The organism is Actinosynnema sp. CA-299493 (genome assembly GCF_050946825.1).
Classification (GTDB): Bacteria; Actinomycetota; Actinomycetes; order Mycobacteriales; family Pseudonocardiaceae; genus Actinosynnema.
Genome location: NZ_CP191993.1, coordinates 2,600,494 through 2,620,976, shown reverse-complemented (window position 1 = coordinate 2,620,976; position 20,483 = coordinate 2,600,494). Strand labels below are relative to the sequence as shown.

Below are 20,483 nucleotides of genomic sequence, written 5' to 3'. Positions count from 1 at the left end.
CGAGTTCAACCATTACTACGGGTGACGAACGACAGCCCGAAGTGGTTGAGCGTGACGGGTAGTGGCGCACGCAGCGTCGGCACGTCCAGATGGTCGCGCAAGGCGTCGAGCATGGCGCCGCCGGCGACCAGCACGAGGTCCCGGCCGGGGCAGGCGCCCGGACCGCCGCTGAACGGCACCAGGCCGGGATCGCTCGGCGCGGGCCAGTTCTCCGGCGCGTAGGAGTCGGCGTGCGGCAGCCGGTCCGGGTCGCGGTGGAAGTACGGCGTGAACACGACGAACGTGGTGCCCGCCGGCAACCACGTGCCGTGCCACCGGGTGGGCTCGGTGCTCTCGCGCAGGATCATCGGCGTCGTCGGCCACAACCGCGCCGACTCCCAGACGCCCGCCTCCCCCTCGCCGCCGATCGCCAGCGCCCGCATGGTGGCGATGCCCGCCGCGTCGAACGCGAACAGCCAGTGCGGCACCTGGCCCGACAACTCCTCGGGCGTCCCGAGGCTCGCGAGGCTGCCCGGTTCCCGGCGGGCCAGGTGGCCGCGCAACCGTTCCTCGAACCGCCGGCGCAGCGCGTCCCGGCGGGGGTGCAGGTAGGCCCAGTTGGCGTTGCCCCGCAACGACTTCAGCAGGTCGGTCAGCTCGACGTCCTCCCGGGCGAACGACCCGAGCACGATCCGCCGCGCCGCCCGCCACCACGCCTGCGCGAACGCGTCCCAGGTCAGCCCGCCGGTGCTGCGGACGTGCCGCAGCAGCAGGTCCGCCTCGTCGGCCACGATCCCCGGCACGTCGACCTTGTCCGGCCGCAGCACGTCCTCGTTCACCGCGCGCCGCCGCGCCCGCTCCTCCCCCGTCGAGATCAGCACGCCGTGCGGCTGGAAGTGCGCCAGCGCGGCCTTCTTCTCCCGCGTCGCCAGGGCGAACGGCGACGGCGAGTCGGCCAGCAGCCGGGCCACGTCCAGCGGGTCGAGCAGCAGCGCGACGCTGCGCCCGGTCACCCGCAGCCGCAGTGGTTCCGGGCCGTACTTCGCCCGGAACCGCCTCATGGTGGCCACGGCCGCGGCGTCCGCCCGCACCTTCTCGGCCACCGCCACCACCGCCGGCCGGCGCACGATCACGCCCTTGGCCAACGTCGGCAGCAGCACCCCGGCGAACGCCCGGCCCGTGTCCAGCCGCGAGGCTACGGCCACGACCCCTCCTCGGCGTGCGCGACGACGAGCTCGCGCACCTCGCAGCCCTCGGGCTGGCGCAACGCGAACAGGATCGCGTCGGCGACCCGCTCGGGCGGGTTGAGCTTGCTGTCGTCCGGCGGCCGGTACTGCTCGGCCCGGTCGTCGAAGAAGTGCGTGCGCATCCCGCCGGGGATCACCAGCGTCACGCCGACCCGACCGGCGGTCTCGGCGGCCAGCGCCCTGGTGAAGCCGACCACGCCGAACTTCGAGGCGCAGTAGGCGGTCGCGTCGCTGACCGCCTTGATGCCGAGCGTGGACGCGATGGTCACCACCCGACCGCCGTCCAGCACGGGCAACGCCGCCCGCACCACCGCCGCGGTGCCGAGCAGGTTCACCAGCACCACCCGGTCCCAGTCCGCGCCGGACACCTCGTCCAGCCGGCCGCACGCGTCCGTGCCCGCCGCCGTGACGACGGCGCGCAGACCGCCGTTGCGCTCGGCGATCGCCCGCACCGCGCGTTCCGCCGCCCTGGTGTCGGAGAGGTCGACCGACTCGAAGTCCGCCACCTCCGGGGACGACGGTGCGGCCTTGTCCAGCACCAGCGGTCGCCCGCCCGACTCGTGCACCGCGTGCACCACGGCCGCGCCCAAGCCGGACGCGCCTCCGGTCACCAACACCTGACCGAGCATCAGCCCCTCCTCGACAACATCTCGGTGGTCGAACGGCCCCGGTGGTAGGGCACGACGACGGTCCGCCCGCCCCAGCCCTCCACCAGGTCCGCTTCCGGCAACGAATCGACGGTGTAGTCACCGCCCTTGACCCACACGTCCGGGCGCAGGGCGGCCAGCGCGCGTTCCGGCGTGTCGTCCTCGAACACCACCACGTCGTCCACGCAGCCCAACGCGCGCAGCACCTCGACGCGGTCCTGTTCCCGGGTCACCGGCCGGTCCGGGCCCTTGAGCCGCCGCACGGACGCGTCGGAGTTCAGGCACACCACCAGGCAGTCGCCGAGCGACCGGGCGGCGCGCAAGGTGCGGACGTGACCGGCGTGCAGCAGGTCGAAGCAACCACCGGTGGCGACGATCGTGCCGCCCCGCGCCCGGACCACGTCCACCGCGGACAGCCGGTCGACCGGCCGGTAGCCGGACGCGCCGCCGCCGCGCAGGAACTCGGCGGCGGACGTCACGGCGGCGGCGACCGCGTCGTCCATCGCCGCGCCGCCCATGAGGCGGGCCGCGACCGTGGCCGCGAACCGGTCGCCCGCGCCGCACGGGTCGACCACGGGCACGCGTGGCGCGGGGACGGCGACAGGGGTGCCGCCACCGTGCAACAGCGCGCCGTCCGCGCCGAGCGTGACCACGACGGCCCGTGCCCGCCACCGGTCGCGCAGGGCTTCGAGGGCGTCCATCGGGTCGCGGTGGCCGCTGAACGCCCTGGCCTCGGCCGCGTTCGGCGTGACCAGGCGTGCTCCGGGCACCGGAGCGGGGCCGCGCGGGTGCGGGTCCCACACCACCGGACGGCGGGAGAGCACGCCGCGCAGCCGTTCGTCGCGCACCAGCCCGCGACCGTAGTCGGAGACGAGCACGCAGTCGGCTTCCAGGACGGCGTCGAGCATGTCGTCGGTGGCCCGGGCCGCGCCGGGGCCGCCGCCGCGGTCGAGCCGGGCGATCGACTGGTCGCCGCAGCGCAGCCGGGTCTTGACCGGGGTGGGCGCCGGCGAGGGTCCCAGCACGGACGGCACCCGGGCCAGCTCGTGGCGCAGCCGCCGGCCGTCCTCGTCGTCGGCGACGACGCTGACGAGCGTGACGTCCACGCCGTCGGCGGCGGCCAAGGCGGCGGCCAGCGCGGCGCCACCGGGCCGGGCGCGTTCCTCGGTGACGTCCAGGACGGGCGCGGGCGCGTCCGGGCACAGGCGTTCGGCGGTGCCCAGGACGTCCACGTCGAGCAGCGAGTCACCGACGACGACCAGCTTCACGAGACCCTCCGTTCCGCCGCGGGCAGGGCGGCTTCGAACGCCGCGCACAGGGCGTGGACCGCGACCAGCTGGGCTTCCTGCACGTTCGCGGGCTCGCCGGGCAGTGCCAGCACCTCGTCCACCGCCTCCGCCAGCGGGTTGGGCGTCGGGCCGGTCATCGCCCACACGTGCGCGCCCGCCTCCCTCGCCGCCTTCGCCGCCTCGATCAGGTTGGGGCTGCACCCGCTGGTCGACAGCAGCACGACCACGTCCTGCGGCCGGGCGTGCGCGGTGACCTGCCGGGCGAACACCTGGTCGTAGCCGTAGTCGTTGCCGATCGCGGTGACGCTGGACGACTCCGCGCACAGCGCGATCGCCGAGAACGGCCGCCGGTCGTCGCGGAACCGGCCGACGAGCTCGGCGGTCAGGTGCTGCGCCTCGGCGGCCGACCCGCCGTTGCCCGCCGCCAGCAGCCGGCCACCGTCGCTGAGCCTGCGGGCCAGCACGCCGCCCCAGCGGGTCAGCCGCGGCGCCTGGGCGCGCAGGCCGGCCAGCGACTGGGCCAGTCCGTTCAGGTGCGTCTCGACGCTCATCGCGCACCTCCCACGGCCACGGCCCGTCCCGCCGTGACCCGCTCGTAGAGGCGTTCGGTGTCCTCGGCGATCCGGCTCCACGTGTAGCGCACGCCGACCCGGTCCAGGCCGGCGAGCCCGCACGCCTCCCGCCGGGCCTGGTCGGCCAGCAGCGAGTGCAGCGCGCGGGCCAGCGCGGACGGGTCGCGCGGCGGCACGAGCACGCCGGTCACGCCGTCCACCACGGTGTCGATCAGGCCGCCGACGGCGCTGGCCACCACCGGCACCCCGCACGCCATCGCCTCCAGCGGCACGATGCCGAACGGCTCGTACCAGGGCACGCACGCCACCACGTCGGCCGAGCGCAGCAACGCGGGCATGTCATCCCGCGACACCTGCCCGGCCAGGCACAGCCGACTCCGCACGCCGAGGCGTTCGGCGTACGCGGCCAGCCGCCGTGCCTCCGGGTCGGACTCGACGTCCACCGGGCCGCCCGCGATGACCAGCTCGGTGTCCGGCAACGACCGCAGCGCGGTGATCAGGTCCTGGAAGCCCTTGCGCGGCACCAGCCTGCCGACGGAGACGACGCGGTGCGGGTAGTGGCGGCGGTGGGTCGGGCCCTCGGGCCGGAAGCGCACCGGGTCCACCCCGCACGGCACGACGGAGATCCGCGACCGCCGCACGCCCATGCGCATCAGCTCGGCCACCTCGTCGTCGCACGTCGCGGCGATCCGGTCGGCCTCGCGCCCGATCATCCGCTCGATGCCGATCCGCTCGGCCGGACTGGTGTCGTCCGCGCCCTGGTGGCGGCGCTTCACCGTGCCCAGGGCGTGGTAGGTCTGCACGACGGGCACGCCGACCTTGCGCGCCGCGAGGACCGAGGCCAGGCCGGACATCCAGAAGTGCGCGTGCACGACGTCCGGCCGTTCCTCGTGCCACCGCTGCTCCAGGAAGCGGGTGAAGTCGCCCATGTGCGGCAGCAGCTCGTCCTTCGGCACCGCGCGGGCGGGACCGGCGGGCACGTGCACGACGTCGTAGCCCTGCTCGGTGCGCACCCGCTCGGGCAGGTCCGGGTCGTCGCGACGGGTGTAGACCACCACGTCGTGCCCCAGTGCCGACAACGCCGCCGACAACGCGGCGACGTGCACGTTCTGCCCACCCGCGTCGACACCGCCCAGGGCGGCCAGCGGGCCGGCGTGCTCGGACACCATCGCGATCCTCATCCGCTCACTCCCGTCAACAACCGGTCCCAACTCCGCAGGAACGCGTCGAGCCCGTACCGGGCCAGGACGAACTCCCTGGCCTGCTTCCCCTTCTGCCTGGCCAGCGCGGGGTCCGCGACCAGCTCGGCCACGGCCCGCACCAGCTCGTCCACCTCGGTGGACACCACCCCCGCCTCCGGTGGCACCGCGCGCACCGCTTCGGTGCACGCCAACGCCACCACCGGCATCCCCAGGTGCATCGCCTCGATCAGCGACAGGCCCAACGACGTCCACCGCACCGGGTGCAGGTAGAGCCGCCGCAGGGCCAGTTCGCGGTGCAGCGACCCCAGGTCGTGGTCGCCGCGCCCCATCGCGCCCAGCTCGTGGGTCTTCATGCCGTAGACGTCCAGCGGCGCGGCCTCGGCGAACCGGGGCAGCAGGTCCGTGCCGACCGCCCGGCCGCGGCGCACGGGGTCGTTGACCACGACGGCGGCGCGGGGCAGCTCACCGGTGTAGAGGGGGCCGGGGTCCACCACGCCGTGCTCGATGACGACCGTGCGGGCCGTGCCGCAGTCCCACATCAGGTCGTTGAAGTGGGTGACGTGGACGATCGTGCCCGGCCAGTCCTTGAGCGGGTGGACCTGGTTCGGGTACTGGGGGGTGTTGTGCTCCAGGTACACGACCGGGATGCCGGTGGGCACCAGGCCGACCTCCACCGGCCGTTGCAGCACCGCGACGTCCGCGTCCACCCTGGGGTCCACTTCGGACAGGTCGACCTCGCGGGCGGCGGGCCAGTCGCGGCCGGACAGTCCGATGCCGCGGGGCGGGCCGGGGATCAGGTACTCGTGACCGCCCCGGACGAACGCGTTCGTCCACGAGCCGTGCACGTGCCACAGCAGTATCTTCACGTCCGCACCCCCACGAGGTCGGCGACGGCGGTGACGACCTGGTCGGCCGTCACCCGGTCAAGGCACGGGTGGCCGGGCACCGGGCACACCCGTGCGCGCGAGTCGCGGCACGGTGCGTCCTGGTCGCCCAACAACACGTGCGGCCCGTGCGGCGCCCACCGGCGGGCGGGCACGACAGGTGAGAACAGGGACACGACCGGCGTGCCGACCGCGGCGGCGAGGTGCGCCGGCCCGGTGTTGCCGACCACGACGGCGTCCGCGCGGGCCAGCAGCCCGGCCAGCTCGGCGAACGTCGTCCGGCCGCCGAGGTCGACGCCGTGCGCGCCCGCCACGTGCGCGGTCAGCTCGGTCTCGTTCGGGCCGCCCGTCACCAGCACGCGGTGCCCGGCCTCGGTGAGCGCCGTGACGGCCTCGGCGCACCGGTCGGGCGACCAGGCGCGGGCGGGCACGGAGGCTCCCGGGTGCAGGACGACGTAGGGGCCGATCTCGGTCGGCTCCGGTGGCGCGGTGATCGCGAGCCTGCCGTCGTCGCCGGGCGGGAGGTCGAAACCGGCGGCCCGCGCGACTTGCAGCGCGCGTTCGGCTTCCGGGAGCTCGGGGTCGTCGCGCAGCCTGACGTCGAGGAGCGAGCCCGGGTAGTCGGTGGAGCGGGCCACCACCTTCGGGACGCCGGCGAGCTTGAGGAGCAGGGCCAGCGGCAGCGGGCTCTGGTGGAAGGAGGTGAGGACCAGCGCGACGTCGGCGCGGATCCCCTTGAGCAGGGCGACGATCCCCTCGACGTCCGGGGTGCGCACGTCGGGTGGCGGGTAGGTGATCCACGGGCAGTCCCACCGCACGACGCGCCGCACGCCGGGCAGCAGCTCGGCCGCCTGCGCGCCGGAGTGCCCGCACAGCAGCACGACCTCACCCGCTCGCGCGGCGGCGCGCACGGCCGGGCCGGCGAGCAGGACGTCGCCGTCGTTGTCGAGCCTGGCCACCAGCGTCCTCATAGGACCATCCCCAACGCGGATCGCAGGTCGGGCGCGGTGAAGGGCGCGCGGTCGACCTCGTCGGGCAGGGTGACGGGGGTGGGCACGAGGATCGGGGTCACGCCGGCGGCGAGGGCGGCTTCGACGTCCGCCTCGATGTCGCCGATGAAGTAGGTGCGCCCGGGGCGCGCGCCGAGGGCGGCGCAGGCGCGGAGGATCATGGTGGGCGCGGGTTTGCGGCACTCGCAGCCGTCGTCCGGGTGGTGCGGGCACACCTGCCACGTGTCGAACCGACCGAGCAGGGCCTCCACCTCGGCGTTCACCGCGTCCACCTGGGAGCGGGTGAGCAGACCGCGGCCGATGCCGGACTGGTTGCTGACGACTCCCGTGCGCACGCCGTGAGCCCGGAGCACCCGCAGGACGTCGCCCGCGCCGGGCATCGGGCGCACCCGGTCCGGGTCGCCGTTGTAGGGCACGTCGCTGATGAGCGTGCCGTCGCGGTCGAAGAGGACCGCGTCGGGGTACTGGTCCACAGAGGAGAGTTAGCCGGTGGAAGTGGAAGCAAACGCTTCTCGGTGAGGCGCTACTCACCGTCACTCAGAGGGGGAACGGATGTGTTTGGGGACGCCTGGACGGGTAACCGGTTGTCGAACTCGATTCCCCGAGGAGAGGTTGTTGCAGTGACGACGATCGAGAAGTCCGTGGACGTCGAGGTCCCGGTCACGACCGCGTACAACCAGTGGACGCAGTTCGAGTCGTTCCCGCAGTTCATGGAGGGCGTCGAGCGCATCACGCAGCTCACCCCGACCCGGACGCACTGGGTCACCAAGATCGGTGGTGTGACGCGCGAGTTCGACGCCGAGATCACCGAGCAGCACCCGGACGAGCGGGTCGCCTGGCACACGGTCGACGGTCCGCCCCAGGGTGGCGTGGTGACGTTCCACCGGCTCGACGACCGGCACACCCGCGTGCACGTGCAGATGGAGTTCGACCCGCAGACGCTCACCGAGAAGGCCGGTGCGGCGCTGGGCGTGGTCGGCCACCGCGTGTCCGGCGACCTGGACCGGTTCAAGGAGTTCATCGAGGGACGCGGCGCGGAGACGGGCGCGTGGCGGGGTGACGTGAACCGGCCGCCGCAGGCCGGCGAGACGCGCCACGACCTGCCGGACGCCGGTCGCCCGGGCGATCCGCTGCGATGAGCCCGCCGGTGGTCCGGGTGTCGGGGGACCGGAGTGGGTCGAACCCACCCATCCCCCGCCCCCGACCACCGATAGACGACGGTTGACAGTGCGCGAAAGCCCCGCCGGCTCGCCCGGCGGGGCTTTCGCACGTCGTGGGGCAGGCAACCGCCCGTCACTGGATCGAGTTGTTTTCCGGCAGGGCGTGGGAGTGTCGTCGGCCTCGCGTGCCGGCACCCCCGCACACCTTCAAGACCGCCACCTCGAACTGACCCGTGGCCGGTGGTGGCGGGTAGCCGGGCGTGCGCGAAGGCCCGCAGGCGGATCCACCTGCGGGCCTCGGCGTGCGAGCGGCGCCTTCGCTAGCCGTCCTTCAACCGGTCGAACAGCTGACCCACCGACCGGCGCAGCGCGGAAGCCGCGTCACCGAGCAGCGAAGCCGCCTCGGGCGGGCCGCCGCTCGCGGGCTGGTCGCCCCCACCCGGGGCCCGGGGGTCTTCCACGTCCTGGGCCAGCAGCTCGCGCAGGACCTCCAGCACCACCTCCGGGTGCCCGAGCGGCACGGGGGCGGCGAAGGTCTGGGCGGAGGTGAGCAGGTCCTGGTGCCGGTGGATCAGCTCCCCGACGCCGGAGCCGGCCGCCGCGCCGGCCACCAGGTGCACCGGCACCGCGCGGTCGGCGAACTCGGACAGCACCTCGTCCACCTCGTGCCACGGCTCGTCCGCCGCGGGCAGGCGGCACCACATGACCTGCAAGTGCTCCGTCAACGGGCGCCACGTGCCCGGCAGGTCGCCGTGCCTGCCGACACCGGCCGGGTCGAGCACGACCACCGCCGGCGCGTCGGGCGGTCCCGCCCACACCACGGACGGGCCGCCTGCCCTGGGTTCTCCCTCCATGCGGCTACACCTCCACCACGGCGGGTTCCACGCAGTAGACCGTGTACGCCGACCGGATGACCGGTTGCGCGACGTTGCGCACCCGCACGCCGCCGGGCGTCATGCCGTGCTCGTTGCCGAAGTGCGCGTGCCCGTGCACCGCGAGCTGCGTGTCGTTGGCGTCGATCGCCTCGCCGAGCAGGTAGGAGCCGAGGAACGGGTAGATCTCCGGCGGCTCGCCGCGCAGCGTGTCCGGCACCGGCGAGTAGTGCGTCAACGCCACCTTCACGTCGGCGTCGAGGCTGCCGAGCGCGGTCCGGAGCGAGTCGGCGATCTCGGTGGTGTGCCGGATGAACGCCTTCATCTCCGGCTCGCCGAACGCGCTGCCGCACTTGCCCGCGAACCCGCCGCCGAAGCCCTTCACCCCGGCGACGCCCAACGTGTGGCCGTCCACGCCGATGGTGGTGGTCTCGCCCTCCAGCACGGTGATGCCGGCGTCGCGCAGCACGGCGGTCACCTCGTGCGGCTTGTCGTCGTGGTGATCGTGGTTGCCCAGCACCGCGACCACCGGCACGGGCAGCCCGCCGAACTCGTCGGCCACCACCCGCGCCTCGGACACCGTGCCGTGCCGGGTCAGGTCACCGGCCAGCAGCAGCACGTCGGCGCAGTCGCCCAGCTCGTCCAGCGCGGGCCGCAACCGACCACGCGCGTCCTCGCCCAGGTGCACGTCACCCACCGCGGCGATGCGGATCATCGAATCTCCTCTCGGCCGACCGGCGCGTCGGACGGCACCACCTTCACGTCGTCGAGCACGGTCAACTCCGGCGCCACGTCGTGGATCACGGCTTCGAGCTCCGCGCGGCGCTCCGGACTGGCCACGTCACCGGACAGCAGCACGTGGTCGCCGCGCACGGTGACCCGCACGCCCAGCTCCGTGGTGCGAGGGTCCTCGGCCAGCGCTTGGCGCAGCCGGGCGGAGAGATATTGCTCTGCGGTCATCAGGCGCTCCTGGTCATCGGTGAGTGCAGGAGGTCGAGGCGTTCGACCAGCACGAGGAACGCCTCGGCGTAGGGGGAGTGCTTGGTGGCTTCGCGGACGCGCTCCCAGTCGATCTGCTCGCGCAGCGCGCGGGCGAACGGCAGCAGCTCGCTGAAGTCGCAGCGGTGGCCGTCGAGGACGAGCAGCTTGCCGATCAGCACCTCGGTGGCGGGCATGACCGGCAGCACCACGGACCCGACCTGCAACTCCTCGGCCCGCGACAGCGTCGCGTCGGTCACCGGCACCTCGTTGGGCCGGAACAGCAGGTCCACCAGCGAATCGCCGTCGTAGACCTTCAGCAACCAGTCCTCCGGTGGCGTCGCTGCCCTCATGCCCGCCGAGACGAGCGCGCTCACCGCCGCGCTGGCGTCCTCCTCCCGGACCAGGATGTCCACGTCGTGCTCCGTCGCGGGACCACCTCTGGCGTACACCGCGCACCCGCCCGCCAGCGCGAACGGGATGTCGTGCGCGCGCAGGGCCTTGGCGACTTTGGTCAACGTGCGCAGCAACTCGTCTTGGACACCACTCATGGGTGCTGACTACCCGTACGGCTGCGTGTTCACACGGCTGCGGGTAGTGCCGCCCGCACGGGGTAGTCCTCTCGGCATGACTGCCACACCGCCCGACCCCGACCCCGCCCGCACGCCCGGCCTGGAGCCCGGTGGCGGGGTCTCCCCCGGCGAGACACCGCCCGACTCCGGTCAGACCTCCGGCCTGTCCCACCCGCAGCCCATGCCGTCGCGGCGCGCCCCGATCGTCACGCTGGTGGCCGTGCTGGTCGTGACGCTGCTGGCGCTGGCGTTCGTCGTGGCCCAGGTGATGGGGTGGACGAACCTGTTCGGGGGTTTCTGACCCGGGGTTACCGGCCGGGCTTCAGCGGGGGGCTGGGGTGCAGGCCCTCCTTGCGGCCGAGGCCGTCGAGGAGCTGCCCGAGGGTGTCGCGGGCGTTGTGCCGCGGCACCCAGCCCAACCGGGCGAACGCCTTGGTCGCGTCCAGCAGCGGCGCGGTGAGGGCCAGGTCGACCCAGCCGTGCGAGGTGGGTTGCAGGCGCAGGCGCCAGCTGATCCGCGCGGCGTTGCGGAGGACGGCCGGCGGGATCGCCACGTGCCGCGTGCCCATGACCTCGGCCAGCACCCGCGGCGTCACGACCGGCTCGGACACGAGGTTGAACGCGCCCTCGGCCCGGGTGGTGAGGATCTTCACGAGGGCGTCGGCCACGTCGTCGGCGTGCACGAACTGCAGCACCATCGCGCGTGGCAGGGGCAGGACGGGCAGCTTGGCGAGGACGCCGGGCCGGAACAGGGCGTGCGGCACCAGGGGCCCGAGGAAGTACCGCTTGATCTCGGCGGCGGCCTCCGGCTGGAGGACCAGGCCGGGGCGGACGCGGGTCACGACGAGCCGCGGCTGGTCGCGTTCGACCTGGTCGAGCAGGTGCTCGACGGCGGCCTTCTGCCGGCTGTAGTAGGAGTTCGCGAGGCCGTCGGTCGGCCAGGTCTCGTCCACGGTGCGGTTCTTCGAGGCGGGCGAGTACGCGCCGACGGACGACATGTGGACGAGGTGCGGGACGCCGGCCTTCGCCACGGCGGTGAACACGCGCTCGCTGCCGGCGACGTTGGCCCGGTAGAGGGCGCGTTCGTCGTGGCCGGGCTGGATGCGCCAGGCGAGGTGCACGACGGCGTCGGCGTCGCGGAAGGCCTCGGTGAGCGGTTCCTCGGCGCCTTCGCGGCTGAGGTCGACCGGGGTCCAGGTGACCGCGTCGTACGGGGGTTCGGCCTGGGGTGGACGGCGGGAGACGCCGTGCGCGCTGATCTCCGGTTCGTCGGCGAGACGGCGCAGCAGCGCGGTGCCCAGGTTGCCGGTGGCGCCGGTGACGACGATCCTCATGGCGGTCGGGTACCCGCTCCACGCGGGGTGACACGGGGAGGCCGGGTGCTCCAGGCGGCGGGGTGGGGGTTGCTGGCCGGTTCCGCGCTGCTGCTCGGCGCGCTCGTGGGCTACCTGGCGCGGGTGCCGCGCGGCGTGGTCGCCGGGGTGATGGGTTTCGGCAGCGGTGTGCTGATGTCGGCGGTGTCGTTCGACCTGATCGCCGAGGCGCACGAGCTGGGCGGGCTGCTGCCCACGGCGTCCGGCGCCGCGCTCGGGGCCCTGGTCTACACGGCGGCGAACGTGGCGCTGGCCAAGCGCGGCGCACGCCACCGGAAGAGGTCGGGCGGGTTGCAACCGTCGGAGTCGGAGCAGAGCGGGTCCGGCACGGCCATCGCGGTCGGCGCGCTGCTGGACGGCATCCCGGAGTCGGTGGTGATCGGGGCGAGCCTGCTCGCCGGCGGCGGGGTGAGCGCGGTGACCGTGGCGGCGGTGTTCGTCAGCAACGTGCCGGAGGGGTTGTCGTCGGCGGCGGGCATGCGCGCGGCCGGCCGGTCGCGGCGGTACGTGTTCGGCTTGTGGACCGGGATCGCGGTGGTGAGCGGGCTGGCGGCGATGGCGGGTTACGGGCTGCTGGCCGACGCGCCGCCCCAGTGGCTCGCCGGGATCACCGCGTTCGCCGGCGGGGCGATCCTGTCGATGATCACCGACACCATGATCCCCGAGGCGTTCGAGGACGCCCACCTGCTGGTGGGCGTCGTGACGGTGGCCGGCTTCCTGAGCGCGTTCGCGCTGTCCCACCTCTGAACCGGGCCGGCCCCGACTGGATCGAGCCGGCTCGATGACGGTGGCGCGCGGAAGTGGCGAAAACGCGTTGCCACGGCAGCCGGTGGGTGGACAGGCTCGGGGCACGGTGGACTTCCCCGACGGACGTGCCGACTTCCCGGACGGACGCGCCGGCATCGACGCCGCGCTGGTGTCGCGGCTGGTCGCGGCCCAGTTCCCCGGTGGGCCGGGCTGCCCGTGATCCACGGACGCCGTCACGGGGAAAGGGGGCACCCCCGCGGCCGGAGGTGCCCCCTTTCGGACTCGCGTCAGCGGTTGACCGTCAGGTCGCGCGCCGAGGCGTAGCGGTCCCGGACCCACGGGGTCGGGTCGGCTTCGACCGAGGTCGAGGCCAGTTCCGACCAGTGGGGCGGGGTGTCCGCGCCGCCCACCGCCCACGCCGCCTGCCTGGCGGCGCCGTCGGCCACGTACTCGCTCGGCGCCGGCACCAGGACCGGGCAGCCGAAGATCGCCGGCGCGAGCTGCCGGACGGCGGGCATCCGGGCGCCGCCGCCGATCAGCAGCACGCGGGTGACCGGCATGCCGAGCGCCCGCAGCGCGTCGATCGCGTCCGCCAGGCTGCACAGCAGGCCCTCGACCGCGGCGCGCGCCAGGTGCGCCGGGGTCATGGTGTCCAGCCTCAGGCCGTGCAGCGCGCCGGTGGAGTCGGGCTTGTTCGGCGTCCGCTCCCCCTCCAGGTACGGCACGAAGACGAGGCCGCCCGCGCCCGCCGGCGCGGTGAGGGCCAGGTCCGACAGGTCCGCCAGGTCGACGCCGAGCACGGCTGACGTCGACGTGAGCACTCGCGAGGCGTTCAGGGTGCACACGAGCGGCAGGTGGCCGCCCTCCGCGTCGGCGAAGCCGTTGACGATGCCGGTGCCGTCGGCGACGGGGTTCGGCCAGCGCGCGAACGCCGTGCCGGACGTGCCGATGGACACCACGACGTCACCCGGTTGCGCCTGCACGCCGAGGGCCGCCGCCGCGTTGTCACCCGCGCCCGCGCCGAACCGGCCGCCGACCAGCTCCGCCGGGCCGACCACGCGGGGCAGCGCGACGACCTTGCCGAGGGCCAGTTCGAGCAGGTCCAGCCGGTAGTCCTCGGTGGACGGCGACCAGTAGCCCGTGCCGCTGGCGTCGCTGCGGTCGGTGGTCAGCGCGTCGAGGGACGTGCCGCCGGACAGCTTCCAGGTCAGCCAGTCGTGCGGGAGGCAGACCGCCGCGGTGCGGGCGACCGACTCCGGCTCGTTGGCCGCCAGCCACCGCAGCTTGGTCACGGTGAGCGAGGCGACCGGCACGCTGCCGATCGCTTCCGCCCACTCGTCCGGGCCGCCCAGCTCGGTGGTGAGGTCGGCCGCCGCCGGCGCGGAACGGGTGTCGTTCCACAGCAGCGCCGGCCGGACCACCTCGCCGGCCTCGTCGAGCGTCACCATGCCGTGCTGCTGCGCGGCCACCGACACGGCGGCCACGTCGTCCAGCCCGCCCGCGTCCGCGATGGCCGTCTGGAGCGCGTCCCACCACGCGGAGGGGTGCACCTCGGTGCCCGTCGGGTGCGTCGCGCGCCCTTGTCGAACAAGGGCGCCGGTGTCCGCGTCGCGGACCACGACCTTGCAGGACTGGGTGGACGAGTCGACGCCCGCGACGAGCGCCATCAGCGCGCGCCCAGCAGGTGCTCGGTCGCCAGCTGCGCCAGGCGCACGAACCCGAAACCGCGCTCGGCGGCCGTGTCCGGGTCGAAGTCCTCGCCCTTGAGGAAGTCCGCGATCGACTCGCCCTCGTTCAGGGTGGGCTCGGCCAGCTCGTACACGCCGCTGTACTTCAGCGCCTCCTGCACCTCGGGGTCGGCGCGGAACGCCGCCGACCGCTCGCGCAGCAGCTTGTAGGTGCGCATGTTGGCCGCCGCGCTCTCCCACACGCCGTCGAGGTCCTCGGTGCGCAGCGGCTTGTAGTCGAAGTGCCGGGGCCCGTCGTAGCCGCCGTTCTCCAGCAGGTCGACCAGGAAGAACGCGGACAGCAGGTCGCCCTGGCCGAACACGAAGTCCTGGTCGTAGCGCGGCCCCTTCTGCCCGTTGAGGTCGATGTGGAAGAGCTTGCCCTGCCACAGCGCCTGGCCGATGCCGTGCACGAAGTTGAGGCCCGCCATCTGCTCGTGGCCGACCTCGGGGTTCACGCCGACCAGCTCGTGGTGCTCCAGCGTCGAGATGAACGCCAGCGCGTGGCCGATCGTCGGCAGCAGGATGTCGCCGCGGGGCTCGTTCGGCTTGGGCTCCAGCGCGAAGCGGAAGCCGTAGCCCTGGTCGACCGAGTACTGCGCGACCGTGTCGACGGCCTCGCGGTAGCGGTCGAGGGCCGCGGACACGGGCTTGCCCGCGTCGACCTCGGAGCCTTCCCGGCCACCCCACATCACGATGGTCTCGGCGCCGAGCTCGGCCGCCAGTTCCAGGTTGCGCAGCACCTTCCGCAGGGCGAACCGGCGGATCGAGCGGTCGTTGCTGGTGAAGCCGCCGTCCTTGAACACCGGGTGGGTGAACAGGTTGGTGGTCACCATGGGCACGACCATGCCGGTCTCGTCCAGCGCGGCGCGGAACGCGGCGACCCGCTTGCCCACCTCGGCCGCGTCGGCGCCGAAGGGGAACAGGTCGTCGTCGTGGAACGTGATGCCCCACGCACCGAGCTCGGAGAGCTTGCGCACCGCCAGCGGCGCGTCCAGCACGGGTCGGGTCGCGTCGCCGAACGGGTCGCGTCCCTGCCAGCCGACCGTCCACAGGCCGAAGCTGAAGTTGTCCACGAGGGCACCTCCAATAAGTTTGATGCCTGAACTTATCGCACTCAGCCGCTAGGATCCAGTGGTGTCCAGACCGCAGCCCGCGAGCCAGCACACCGTGCGACGGCACAACTCCGCCCTCGTGCTCGACGCCATCGCCGAGGCGCCCGGGTCCTCGCGCGCCGCCGTGGCCGCCCACACCGGTCTGACCAAGGCCACCGTCTCGAGCCTGGTCGACCGGATGATCGGGGCCGGGCTCGTGGCCGAGGGCGAGGCGCAGGCCAGGTCCGGTCCCGGGCGGCGCGGCACCGCGTTGCACCTGTCGCCCACCGGGCCGCACGGGCTCGGGGTGGAGATCGGGGTCGACTACCTGGCCACGTGCCTGGTCGACCTCACCGGGCGGGTGCGGGCGCGGTGGGTGCGCCCCAGCGACAATCGTGCCTCCTCCCCCGCCCGCGTGCTGGCCAAGGTGGCGACGGCGGTGCGCACGGCGGCGAAGCAGGACGTGCCGATCGGCGGGGTCGGCGTGGCCGTGCCGGGCCTGGTGGAGGTGGCCGGCGGGTCGCTGCGGGTCGCCCCGAACCTGGGCTGGCGGGAGGTGGACATCCGGGGCGAGCTGACCCGCCGGGTCGACCTGGACGTGCCGGTGCTGGTGGGCAACGAGGCGAACCTCGCCGCGCTGGCCGAGCTGTGGCACGGGGACGTGTCGGCGGACTTCCTGCACGTCTCGGGCGAGATCGGCATCGGCGCGGGCATCGTGGTGGGCGGCGCGCTGTTCGAGGGCGTGTCCGGGTACGGCGGCGAGATCGGGCACCTGTCCGTCGACCCGCGCGGGCCGCGGTGCGCGTGCGGGTCGCGGGGGTGCCTGGAGCGGTTGGCCGGGCAGGACGAGATCGTGCGCGCGGCGGGCGTGTCGGGGGTGGACGAGCTGCTGGTCAGGCTGGCCTCGGGGGAGCGGACGGCCACGACTGCGGTGCGTTCGGCGGCGCGGTGGCTCGGCGTGGCGCTGTCCGGGGCGGTGAACCTGCTGGACCTGCCGACGGTGGTGCTGGGCGGCACGTACGCCCGCTTGGAGCCGTGGTTGCAGGAGCCGTTGCACGCGGAGCTGGACCGGCGGGTGGTCGGCGGCGAGTGGTCGCCCGTCCGGGTGGTCGCCTCGTCGTTGGGCGCGGAGGCCGCCATGCGGGGCGCCGCGACCACCGCCGTCCGCGCGATCCTCGCCGACCCCGACCCCTACGTGACCACCGCCCTGTCCTGAGCGTTCAACCCGGGTGTTCCGAACGTGGGACACGGTCGTCCTGAACGCAGGACTCGCGCGGGTTCAGGACGGACAGGAGGGCCCGGTAGGTGTGGTCCGGGTCGCCTTCGACGGAGGGGATGACCACGGGGGCGCGGGTGGCGATGATCGTTCGCAGGTCGTCGTACATGGCCGACAGCTCGGCGGGGGTGGCCTGGACGGTGCCGCGCTCGGTGAAGCGGCGGATCGCGTTGTCCTCGGTGTCGGTCAGGACGACCTCGTGGTAGGTCGCGCCCACGTCGACCGCCAGCGCGGTGAGGCGGTCGAGGAACTCCGGACGGCCGAGGAACTGGGGCACGACCACGTCGTGGCCGGACGTCAGGTGCACCCGGGCGGCGGCGACGGCGATGTCACGCGCCAGGCGGCCGGCCTCGCCGAGGTCGCCCGCGATCAGGTCGCGCACCCGGTCGACGTCCAACGCCAGCGCGGGCGGGTGGTCGACCGCGTAGCGGCGCGCGATGGTCGACTTGCCGCACCCGGGCGGACCGTTCAGCGCGATCAGTCGGGCCACCCCGCCGAGCCTACCGGCGGGGACGGTGCCCCCTGGTCACCGTCCCCGCGCCACATACTCTGCCGATCATGGACGCACATCGGGGCGCACACCGTTGGTACCGGCGTCACTACGTTGTGTTCACCCTTCAAGGTGTCACCCGAATGCAGTCACCCGAAGCGGGCACACCACGGGGTCGCGTCTGACAGCCTGGACGGCACGTTTGTCACTGCGGACAATCGTCGAGAGACGCCAGGGGGGTGGACCGGTTGCCGCGCGGAGAACGCCCGTTGGACGTCGGTGACAGCCCGTTGCTCAAGTTCGCCGCCGACCTGAGGTCGTTGCGCGACAGGGCGGGCGGGCACAGCTACCGGCAGATGGGCGCGCGCGCCCACTACTCGGCGACGACGTTGTCCGACGCGGCGGGCGGGCGCAGGCTGCCCACCCTCGCGGTGACGCTGGCCTACGTGCGCGCCTGCGAGGGCGACGTGGCCGAGTGGGAGGACCGGTGGCGGCAGGTCGCCGCCGAGGTGCTGCCCGGCGCCGACCCGGACCCCGACGAGGGCCACCCGCCGTACGCGGGCCTGGCGGCCTACGGCACCGAGGACGCCGAGTGGTTCTTCGGCCGCGACCACCTGCTGGACGACTTGGAGCGCCGCATCGCGCACCGCCGGTTCATCGCGGTGTTCGGCGCGTCGGGCGCGGGCAAGTCGTCCCTGCTGCGCGCCGGCCTGGTGCCCCGGGTGACCGGCCGGGTCGCGGTCACCGCGCCGAGCGAGACCGCCGACCCGGACCTGGACGTCGACCTGCTCATCGTGGACCAGTTCGAAGAGGTCTTCACGCTGTGGCCGGACGCCGACCAGCGCGCCTCCTACGTCGACGCCCTGCTGACCGCGCGGTGCAAGGTCGTGGTCGGCGTGCGGGCCGACTTCTACGGTCACTGCGCGCAGCACCCGGCGCTGGTGGAGGCGCTCGCCGACGGCCAGCTGCTGCTCGGGCCGATGGGCGCCGAAGAACTGCGCCAGGTGATCATGCAGCCCGCCGTGAAGGCGTCGTGCACGGTGGAGACGGCGCTGGTGTCCCGGCTCATCGCGGACGCCACCGGCCAGGCGGGCGTGCTGCCGCTGATGTCGCACGCGTTGCTGGAGACCTGGCGGCGGCGGCGCGGCACCACGTTGACGCTGGCCGGCTACGAGGCCGCCGGGGGCATCCAGCACGCCATCGCGCAGACCGCCGAACGCACCTACACCTCGCTGGAGCGGCACCAGCGCGCGTTGGCGCGGCAGGTGTTCCTGCGGCTCACCGCGCTCGGCGACGGCACCGAGGACACCAAGCGCCGGCTGCCGCGCGCCGAGCTCGACCACGACGTGGACGTCGACGTGGTGCTCGACCGGCTCGCGCACGCGCGGCTGCTCACCCTGGACCGCGACAGCGTGGAGATCGCGCACGAGGCGCTGATCCGCTCCTGGCCGCGGCTGCGCGGCTGGCTCGCCGAGGACCGGGAGGGCCTGCGCACCATGCGCAGGCTCACCGAGGCCGCGGCCACCTGGGAGTCGCTCGGCCGCGACCCGGACGCGCTGTACCGGGGCACGCGGCTGGACACCGCGGTCGAGTGGACGCGGCGCGACGGCGTGCGCACCAGCGCGCAGGAACGCGACTTCCTGGCCGAGAGCCTCCAGTCCCGCGACCGGGAACGGCTGCTCGCCCACCGGCACACCCGCAGGTTGCGCCAGCTCGTGGCCCTGCTGGCCGTGCTGCTGGTGCTCGCCGGCACCGCCGTGGTGCTCGCGATCACCGCGCAGAAGGAGGCCGCGGCGGGGTGGAAGTCGTCGGCGGCCTGGTACGTGGCCAACCAGTCGCAGAGCCTGCGCAGCAGCGACGCGCAGCTGGCCGACCAGCTCGCCATCGTCGCCCACGACCTCAACCCGAACGACGAGACGCGCGACGGCGTGCTGACCGCGCACGCGACGGACCAGCGGGACACGGCCGCCCGCTCCGCGTTCGCGTCCGCCCAGGCGCTGTCGGACCCGGACCGCGAGCAGCAGGCGCTGCCCCGCGTGCTCGGGCCCGCCGACGAGACGGTGACCTCGATCGCCCCGGACGACGCCGGTCGGTGGTTCGCCACGACGGCGGTCGACGGGGTGGCGAAGGTCTGGGACGTCACCGACTACACCCCGCAGGTCGCGCACACCTTCGGCTTCCCGGTCGACCGGATCGCGTTGGACCCGGCCCGCGCCCGCACGCTCGTCACGGCCTCGGAGCTGTCCGGTGTCGCGGTGTGGGACTGGTCGGACCCGACCGAGCCGGTCGAGGTGGCCCGCCTGACCGACCAGCCGCACCGGGTCGTCGGCGTCGTCCACAGCCCGGACGGCCGGACCCTCGCCACCTTCGACGTCATGGGCGTGGTCCGGCTGTGGGACCTGTCGGACCCGAGGGCCCCGCGTCCGCTCGCGGAGCTCGACACCGGGCGGGACATCACCGCGGTCGCCCTGTCGCACGACCACCGCACGCTGGCGCTGGGCACCGCGAAGGGCGACATCCGGCTGTACGACGTGAGCGACCCGGCCGAGCCCGCGGAGCTGTGGTCCGGCCGGGCGCACCGGGGCGCGGTGCAGGCGATCGGCTTCCACCGGACCGGCGACGCGCTCGCCACGGTCGGCGCGCAGGACGTGGTGGCGCTGTGGGACGTGTCGAACCCGCGGGACGCGGTGGGGCGCGGCCGGGTCAACGGGCTCACCGAGGGCGTCTACGCGGTGGGGTTCGGCGAAGCCGCGACCGACGTGGTGACCTCGAAGTCGAACGGCACGACGCGGTCCTGGGAGTTCGACTACGACACGGCCGTGACCGAGATGTGCGCCGAGGTCACGGCCCACATCACCCGCGAGGAGTGGCAGCTGTACGTCGGCGCGGTCGGCGCGCTGGACTACGACCGCCCGTGCGGTTGATTGGCGGGTCGGCGCGCGCGAGCGGATAATCACCGCGTGACCATGCCGCGTGACGACGACCGCACCGAAGCGCTGCCGACCGGTCCGATCCCCGATGGTCCGCCGGTGGTGGCCCCGCGTGGACCGGGCGCCGTCGAGCCCTCGGTCGTCGGCGCGCCGGAGCGGCCGGCCGGGACGCGGGCCAAGCTGAAGCCGACCAGGATCAGCGGCACGTGGGTCGCCGTGCTGGCCTCGATCGTGGTGCTGATCGTGCTGCTGGTGTTCATCCTGCAGAACCTCGCCGACGCCACGATCCACTTCCTCGGCGCGGCGGGCACGCTGCCGCTGGGCGTGGCACTGCTGTTCGCGGCGATCGCCGGGGCGATCCTGGTGGCCCTGGTCGGCGCAGCCCGGATAATGCAGCTGCGCCGCCAGGCCAAACGAGGGCTGCGCTAGTCGTC

General features: G+C 74.0%; 23 protein-coding genes. 7 read left to right on the top strand and 16 right to left on the bottom strand.

Annotated features, from left to right (window positions below; genetic code table 11):
* Positions 1 to 5 precede the first annotated feature (5 nt).
* Genes ACQPYE_RS12505 through ACQPYE_RS12470 form a run of 8 tightly spaced genes read right to left on the bottom strand, consistent with a single transcriptional unit; the run spans position 6 to position 7,303 of the window.
* Positions 6 to 1,184, bottom strand: a complete 1,179-nt coding sequence (locus ACQPYE_RS12505) for a cytochrome P450 (protein WP_498721276.1) — start codon at positions 1,182 to 1,184, stop codon at positions 6 to 8.
* On the bottom strand, positions 1,175 to 1,855 hold the full coding sequence (locus ACQPYE_RS12500) for an SDR family oxidoreductase (RefSeq protein WP_498721275.1): 681 nt from the start codon (positions 1,853 to 1,855) through the stop codon (positions 1,175 to 1,177). Before ACQPYE_RS12500 ends, ACQPYE_RS12505 begins: the two co-directional genes overlap by 10 nt.
* Positions 1,855 to 3,141, bottom strand: a complete 1,287-nt coding sequence (rfaE2, locus tag ACQPYE_RS12495; protein WP_498721274.1) for a D-glycero-beta-D-manno-heptose 1-phosphate adenylyltransferase — start codon at positions 3,139 to 3,141, stop codon at positions 1,855 to 1,857. Before rfaE2 ends, ACQPYE_RS12500 begins: the two co-directional genes overlap by 1 nt.
* Positions 3,138 to 3,713, bottom strand: coding sequence for a D-sedoheptulose-7-phosphate isomerase (locus ACQPYE_RS12490; RefSeq protein WP_498721273.1), 576 nt, complete (start codon positions 3,711 to 3,713; stop codon positions 3,138 to 3,140). The genes rfaE2 and ACQPYE_RS12490 overlap by 4 nt, the downstream gene beginning before the upstream one ends.
* On the bottom strand, positions 3,710 to 4,915 hold the full coding sequence (locus ACQPYE_RS12485; protein WP_498721272.1) for a glycosyltransferase: 1,206 nt from the start codon (positions 4,913 to 4,915) through the stop codon (positions 3,710 to 3,712). The genes ACQPYE_RS12490 and ACQPYE_RS12485 overlap by 4 nt, the downstream gene beginning before the upstream one ends.
* The gene (locus ACQPYE_RS12480) at positions 4,912 to 5,802 is read right to left on the bottom strand and encodes a glycosyltransferase (RefSeq protein ID WP_498721271.1); all 891 of its coding nucleotides are present in this window, start codon (positions 5,800 to 5,802) and stop codon (positions 4,912 to 4,914) included. The genes ACQPYE_RS12485 and ACQPYE_RS12480 overlap by 4 nt, the downstream gene beginning before the upstream one ends.
* A complete protein-coding gene (locus ACQPYE_RS12475) occupies positions 5,799 to 6,791 on the bottom strand; it encodes a glycosyltransferase family 9 protein (protein WP_498721270.1) in 993 nt (330 codons plus the stop codon). The genes ACQPYE_RS12480 and ACQPYE_RS12475 overlap by 4 nt, the downstream gene beginning before the upstream one ends.
* On the bottom strand, positions 6,788 to 7,303 hold the full coding sequence (locus ACQPYE_RS12470; protein WP_498721269.1) for a D-glycero-alpha-D-manno-heptose-1,7-bisphosphate 7-phosphatase: 516 nt from the start codon (positions 7,301 to 7,303) through the stop codon (positions 6,788 to 6,790). The genes ACQPYE_RS12475 and ACQPYE_RS12470 overlap by 4 nt, the downstream gene beginning before the upstream one ends.
* A gap of 147 nt (positions 7,304 to 7,450) precedes the next feature.
* On the opposite strand from ACQPYE_RS12470, the gene ACQPYE_RS12465 reads away from it, so the two are divergent.
* Positions 7,451 to 7,969: an SRPBCC family protein gene (locus ACQPYE_RS12465; protein WP_498721268.1), complete on the top strand. Its 519-nt coding sequence runs from the start codon at positions 7,451 to 7,453 to the stop codon at positions 7,967 to 7,969.
* A 341-nt stretch (positions 7,970 to 8,310) separates the two neighbouring features.
* On the opposite strand, the gene ACQPYE_RS12460 is transcribed toward ACQPYE_RS12465, so the two are convergent.
* From ACQPYE_RS12460 to ACQPYE_RS12445, 4 genes are read right to left on the bottom strand one after another with little or no spacing between them, the layout of a single operon-like run.
* The gene (locus tag ACQPYE_RS12460) at positions 8,311 to 8,844 is read right to left on the bottom strand and encodes a hypothetical protein (protein WP_498721267.1); all 534 of its coding nucleotides are present in this window, start codon (positions 8,842 to 8,844) and stop codon (positions 8,311 to 8,313) included.
* A 4-nt stretch (positions 8,845 to 8,848) separates the two neighbouring features.
* Positions 8,849 to 9,577 carry a metallophosphoesterase family protein gene (locus ACQPYE_RS12455; RefSeq protein ID WP_498721266.1) on the bottom strand — a complete coding sequence of 243 codons (729 nt, stop codon included), beginning with the start codon at positions 9,575 to 9,577 and terminating at the stop codon, positions 8,849 to 8,851.
* On the bottom strand, positions 9,574 to 9,822 hold the full coding sequence (locus tag ACQPYE_RS12450) for a BON domain-containing protein (protein ID WP_123742686.1): 249 nt from the start codon (positions 9,820 to 9,822) through the stop codon (positions 9,574 to 9,576). Before ACQPYE_RS12450 ends, ACQPYE_RS12455 begins: the two co-directional genes overlap by 4 nt.
* Complete coding sequence (locus ACQPYE_RS12445) at positions 9,822 to 10,391, bottom strand: nucleotidyltransferase family protein (protein ID WP_498721265.1); 570 nt, start codon at positions 10,389 to 10,391, stop codon at positions 9,822 to 9,824. The genes ACQPYE_RS12450 and ACQPYE_RS12445 overlap by 1 nt, the downstream gene beginning before the upstream one ends.
* Positions 10,392 to 10,467: 76 nt before the next feature.
* On the opposite strand from ACQPYE_RS12445, the gene ACQPYE_RS12440 reads away from it, so the two are divergent.
* Positions 10,468 to 10,713 carry a DUF6480 family protein gene (locus ACQPYE_RS12440; protein ID WP_498721264.1) on the top strand — a complete coding sequence of 82 codons (246 nt, stop codon included), beginning with the start codon at positions 10,468 to 10,470 and terminating at the stop codon, positions 10,711 to 10,713.
* A 7-nt stretch (positions 10,714 to 10,720) separates the two neighbouring features.
* Here the strand turns inward: ACQPYE_RS12440 and ACQPYE_RS12435 are convergent, their stop codons facing one another.
* On the bottom strand, positions 10,721 to 11,746 hold the full coding sequence (locus ACQPYE_RS12435) for an NAD-dependent epimerase/dehydratase family protein (RefSeq protein ID WP_498721263.1): 1,026 nt from the start codon (positions 11,744 to 11,746) through the stop codon (positions 10,721 to 10,723).
* Between the two features lie 45 nt (positions 11,747 to 11,791).
* Here ACQPYE_RS12435 and ACQPYE_RS12430 point away from each other — a divergent pair, with 45 nt between their 5' ends.
* Positions 11,792 to 12,532, top strand: a complete 741-nt coding sequence (locus ACQPYE_RS12430) for a ZIP family metal transporter (protein WP_498721262.1) — start codon at positions 11,792 to 11,794, stop codon at positions 12,530 to 12,532.
* Between the two features lie 82 nt (positions 12,533 to 12,614).
* Positions 12,615 to 12,752, top strand: coding sequence for a hypothetical protein (locus ACQPYE_RS12425; protein ID WP_498721261.1), 138 nt, complete (start codon positions 12,615 to 12,617; stop codon positions 12,750 to 12,752).
* Positions 12,753 to 12,819: 67 nt separating this feature from the next.
* Here ACQPYE_RS12425 and xylB read toward each other — a convergent pair whose 3' ends face one another.
* Entirely contained in the window at positions 12,820 to 14,199 is a 1,380-nt protein-coding gene (gene xylB, locus ACQPYE_RS12420; RefSeq protein WP_498721260.1) for a xylulokinase, read from the bottom strand.
* Positions 14,199 to 15,335: a xylose isomerase gene (xylA, locus tag ACQPYE_RS12415; RefSeq protein ID WP_498721259.1), complete on the bottom strand. Its 1,137-nt coding sequence runs from the start codon at positions 15,333 to 15,335 to the stop codon at positions 14,199 to 14,201. Before xylA ends, xylB begins: the two co-directional genes overlap by 1 nt.
* Before the next feature lie 61 nt (positions 15,336 to 15,396).
* Between xylA and ACQPYE_RS12410 the strand changes: the two genes are divergently transcribed.
* Positions 15,397 to 16,569 (top strand): ROK family protein, encoded by a 1,173-nt coding sequence (locus ACQPYE_RS12410; RefSeq protein WP_498721258.1) that lies wholly within the window; start codon positions 15,397 to 15,399, stop codon positions 16,567 to 16,569.
* Positions 16,570 to 16,573: 4 nt separating this feature from the next.
* Here the strand turns inward: ACQPYE_RS12410 and ACQPYE_RS12405 are convergent, their stop codons facing one another.
* On the bottom strand, positions 16,574 to 17,119 hold the full coding sequence (locus tag ACQPYE_RS12405) for an AAA family ATPase (RefSeq protein ID WP_498721257.1): 546 nt from the start codon (positions 17,117 to 17,119) through the stop codon (positions 16,574 to 16,576).
* A 269-nt stretch (positions 17,120 to 17,388) separates the two neighbouring features.
* On the opposite strand from ACQPYE_RS12405, the gene ACQPYE_RS12400 reads away from it, so the two are divergent.
* A complete protein-coding gene (locus ACQPYE_RS12400) occupies positions 17,389 to 20,043 on the top strand; it encodes an nSTAND1 domain-containing NTPase (protein WP_498721256.1) in 2,655 nt (884 codons plus the stop codon).
* Between the two features lie 42 nt (positions 20,044 to 20,085).
* Positions 20,086 to 20,478, top strand: coding sequence for a LapA family protein (locus tag ACQPYE_RS12395; protein ID WP_498722891.1), 393 nt, complete (start codon positions 20,086 to 20,088; stop codon positions 20,476 to 20,478).
* Positions 20,479 to 20,483 lie beyond the last annotated feature (5 nt).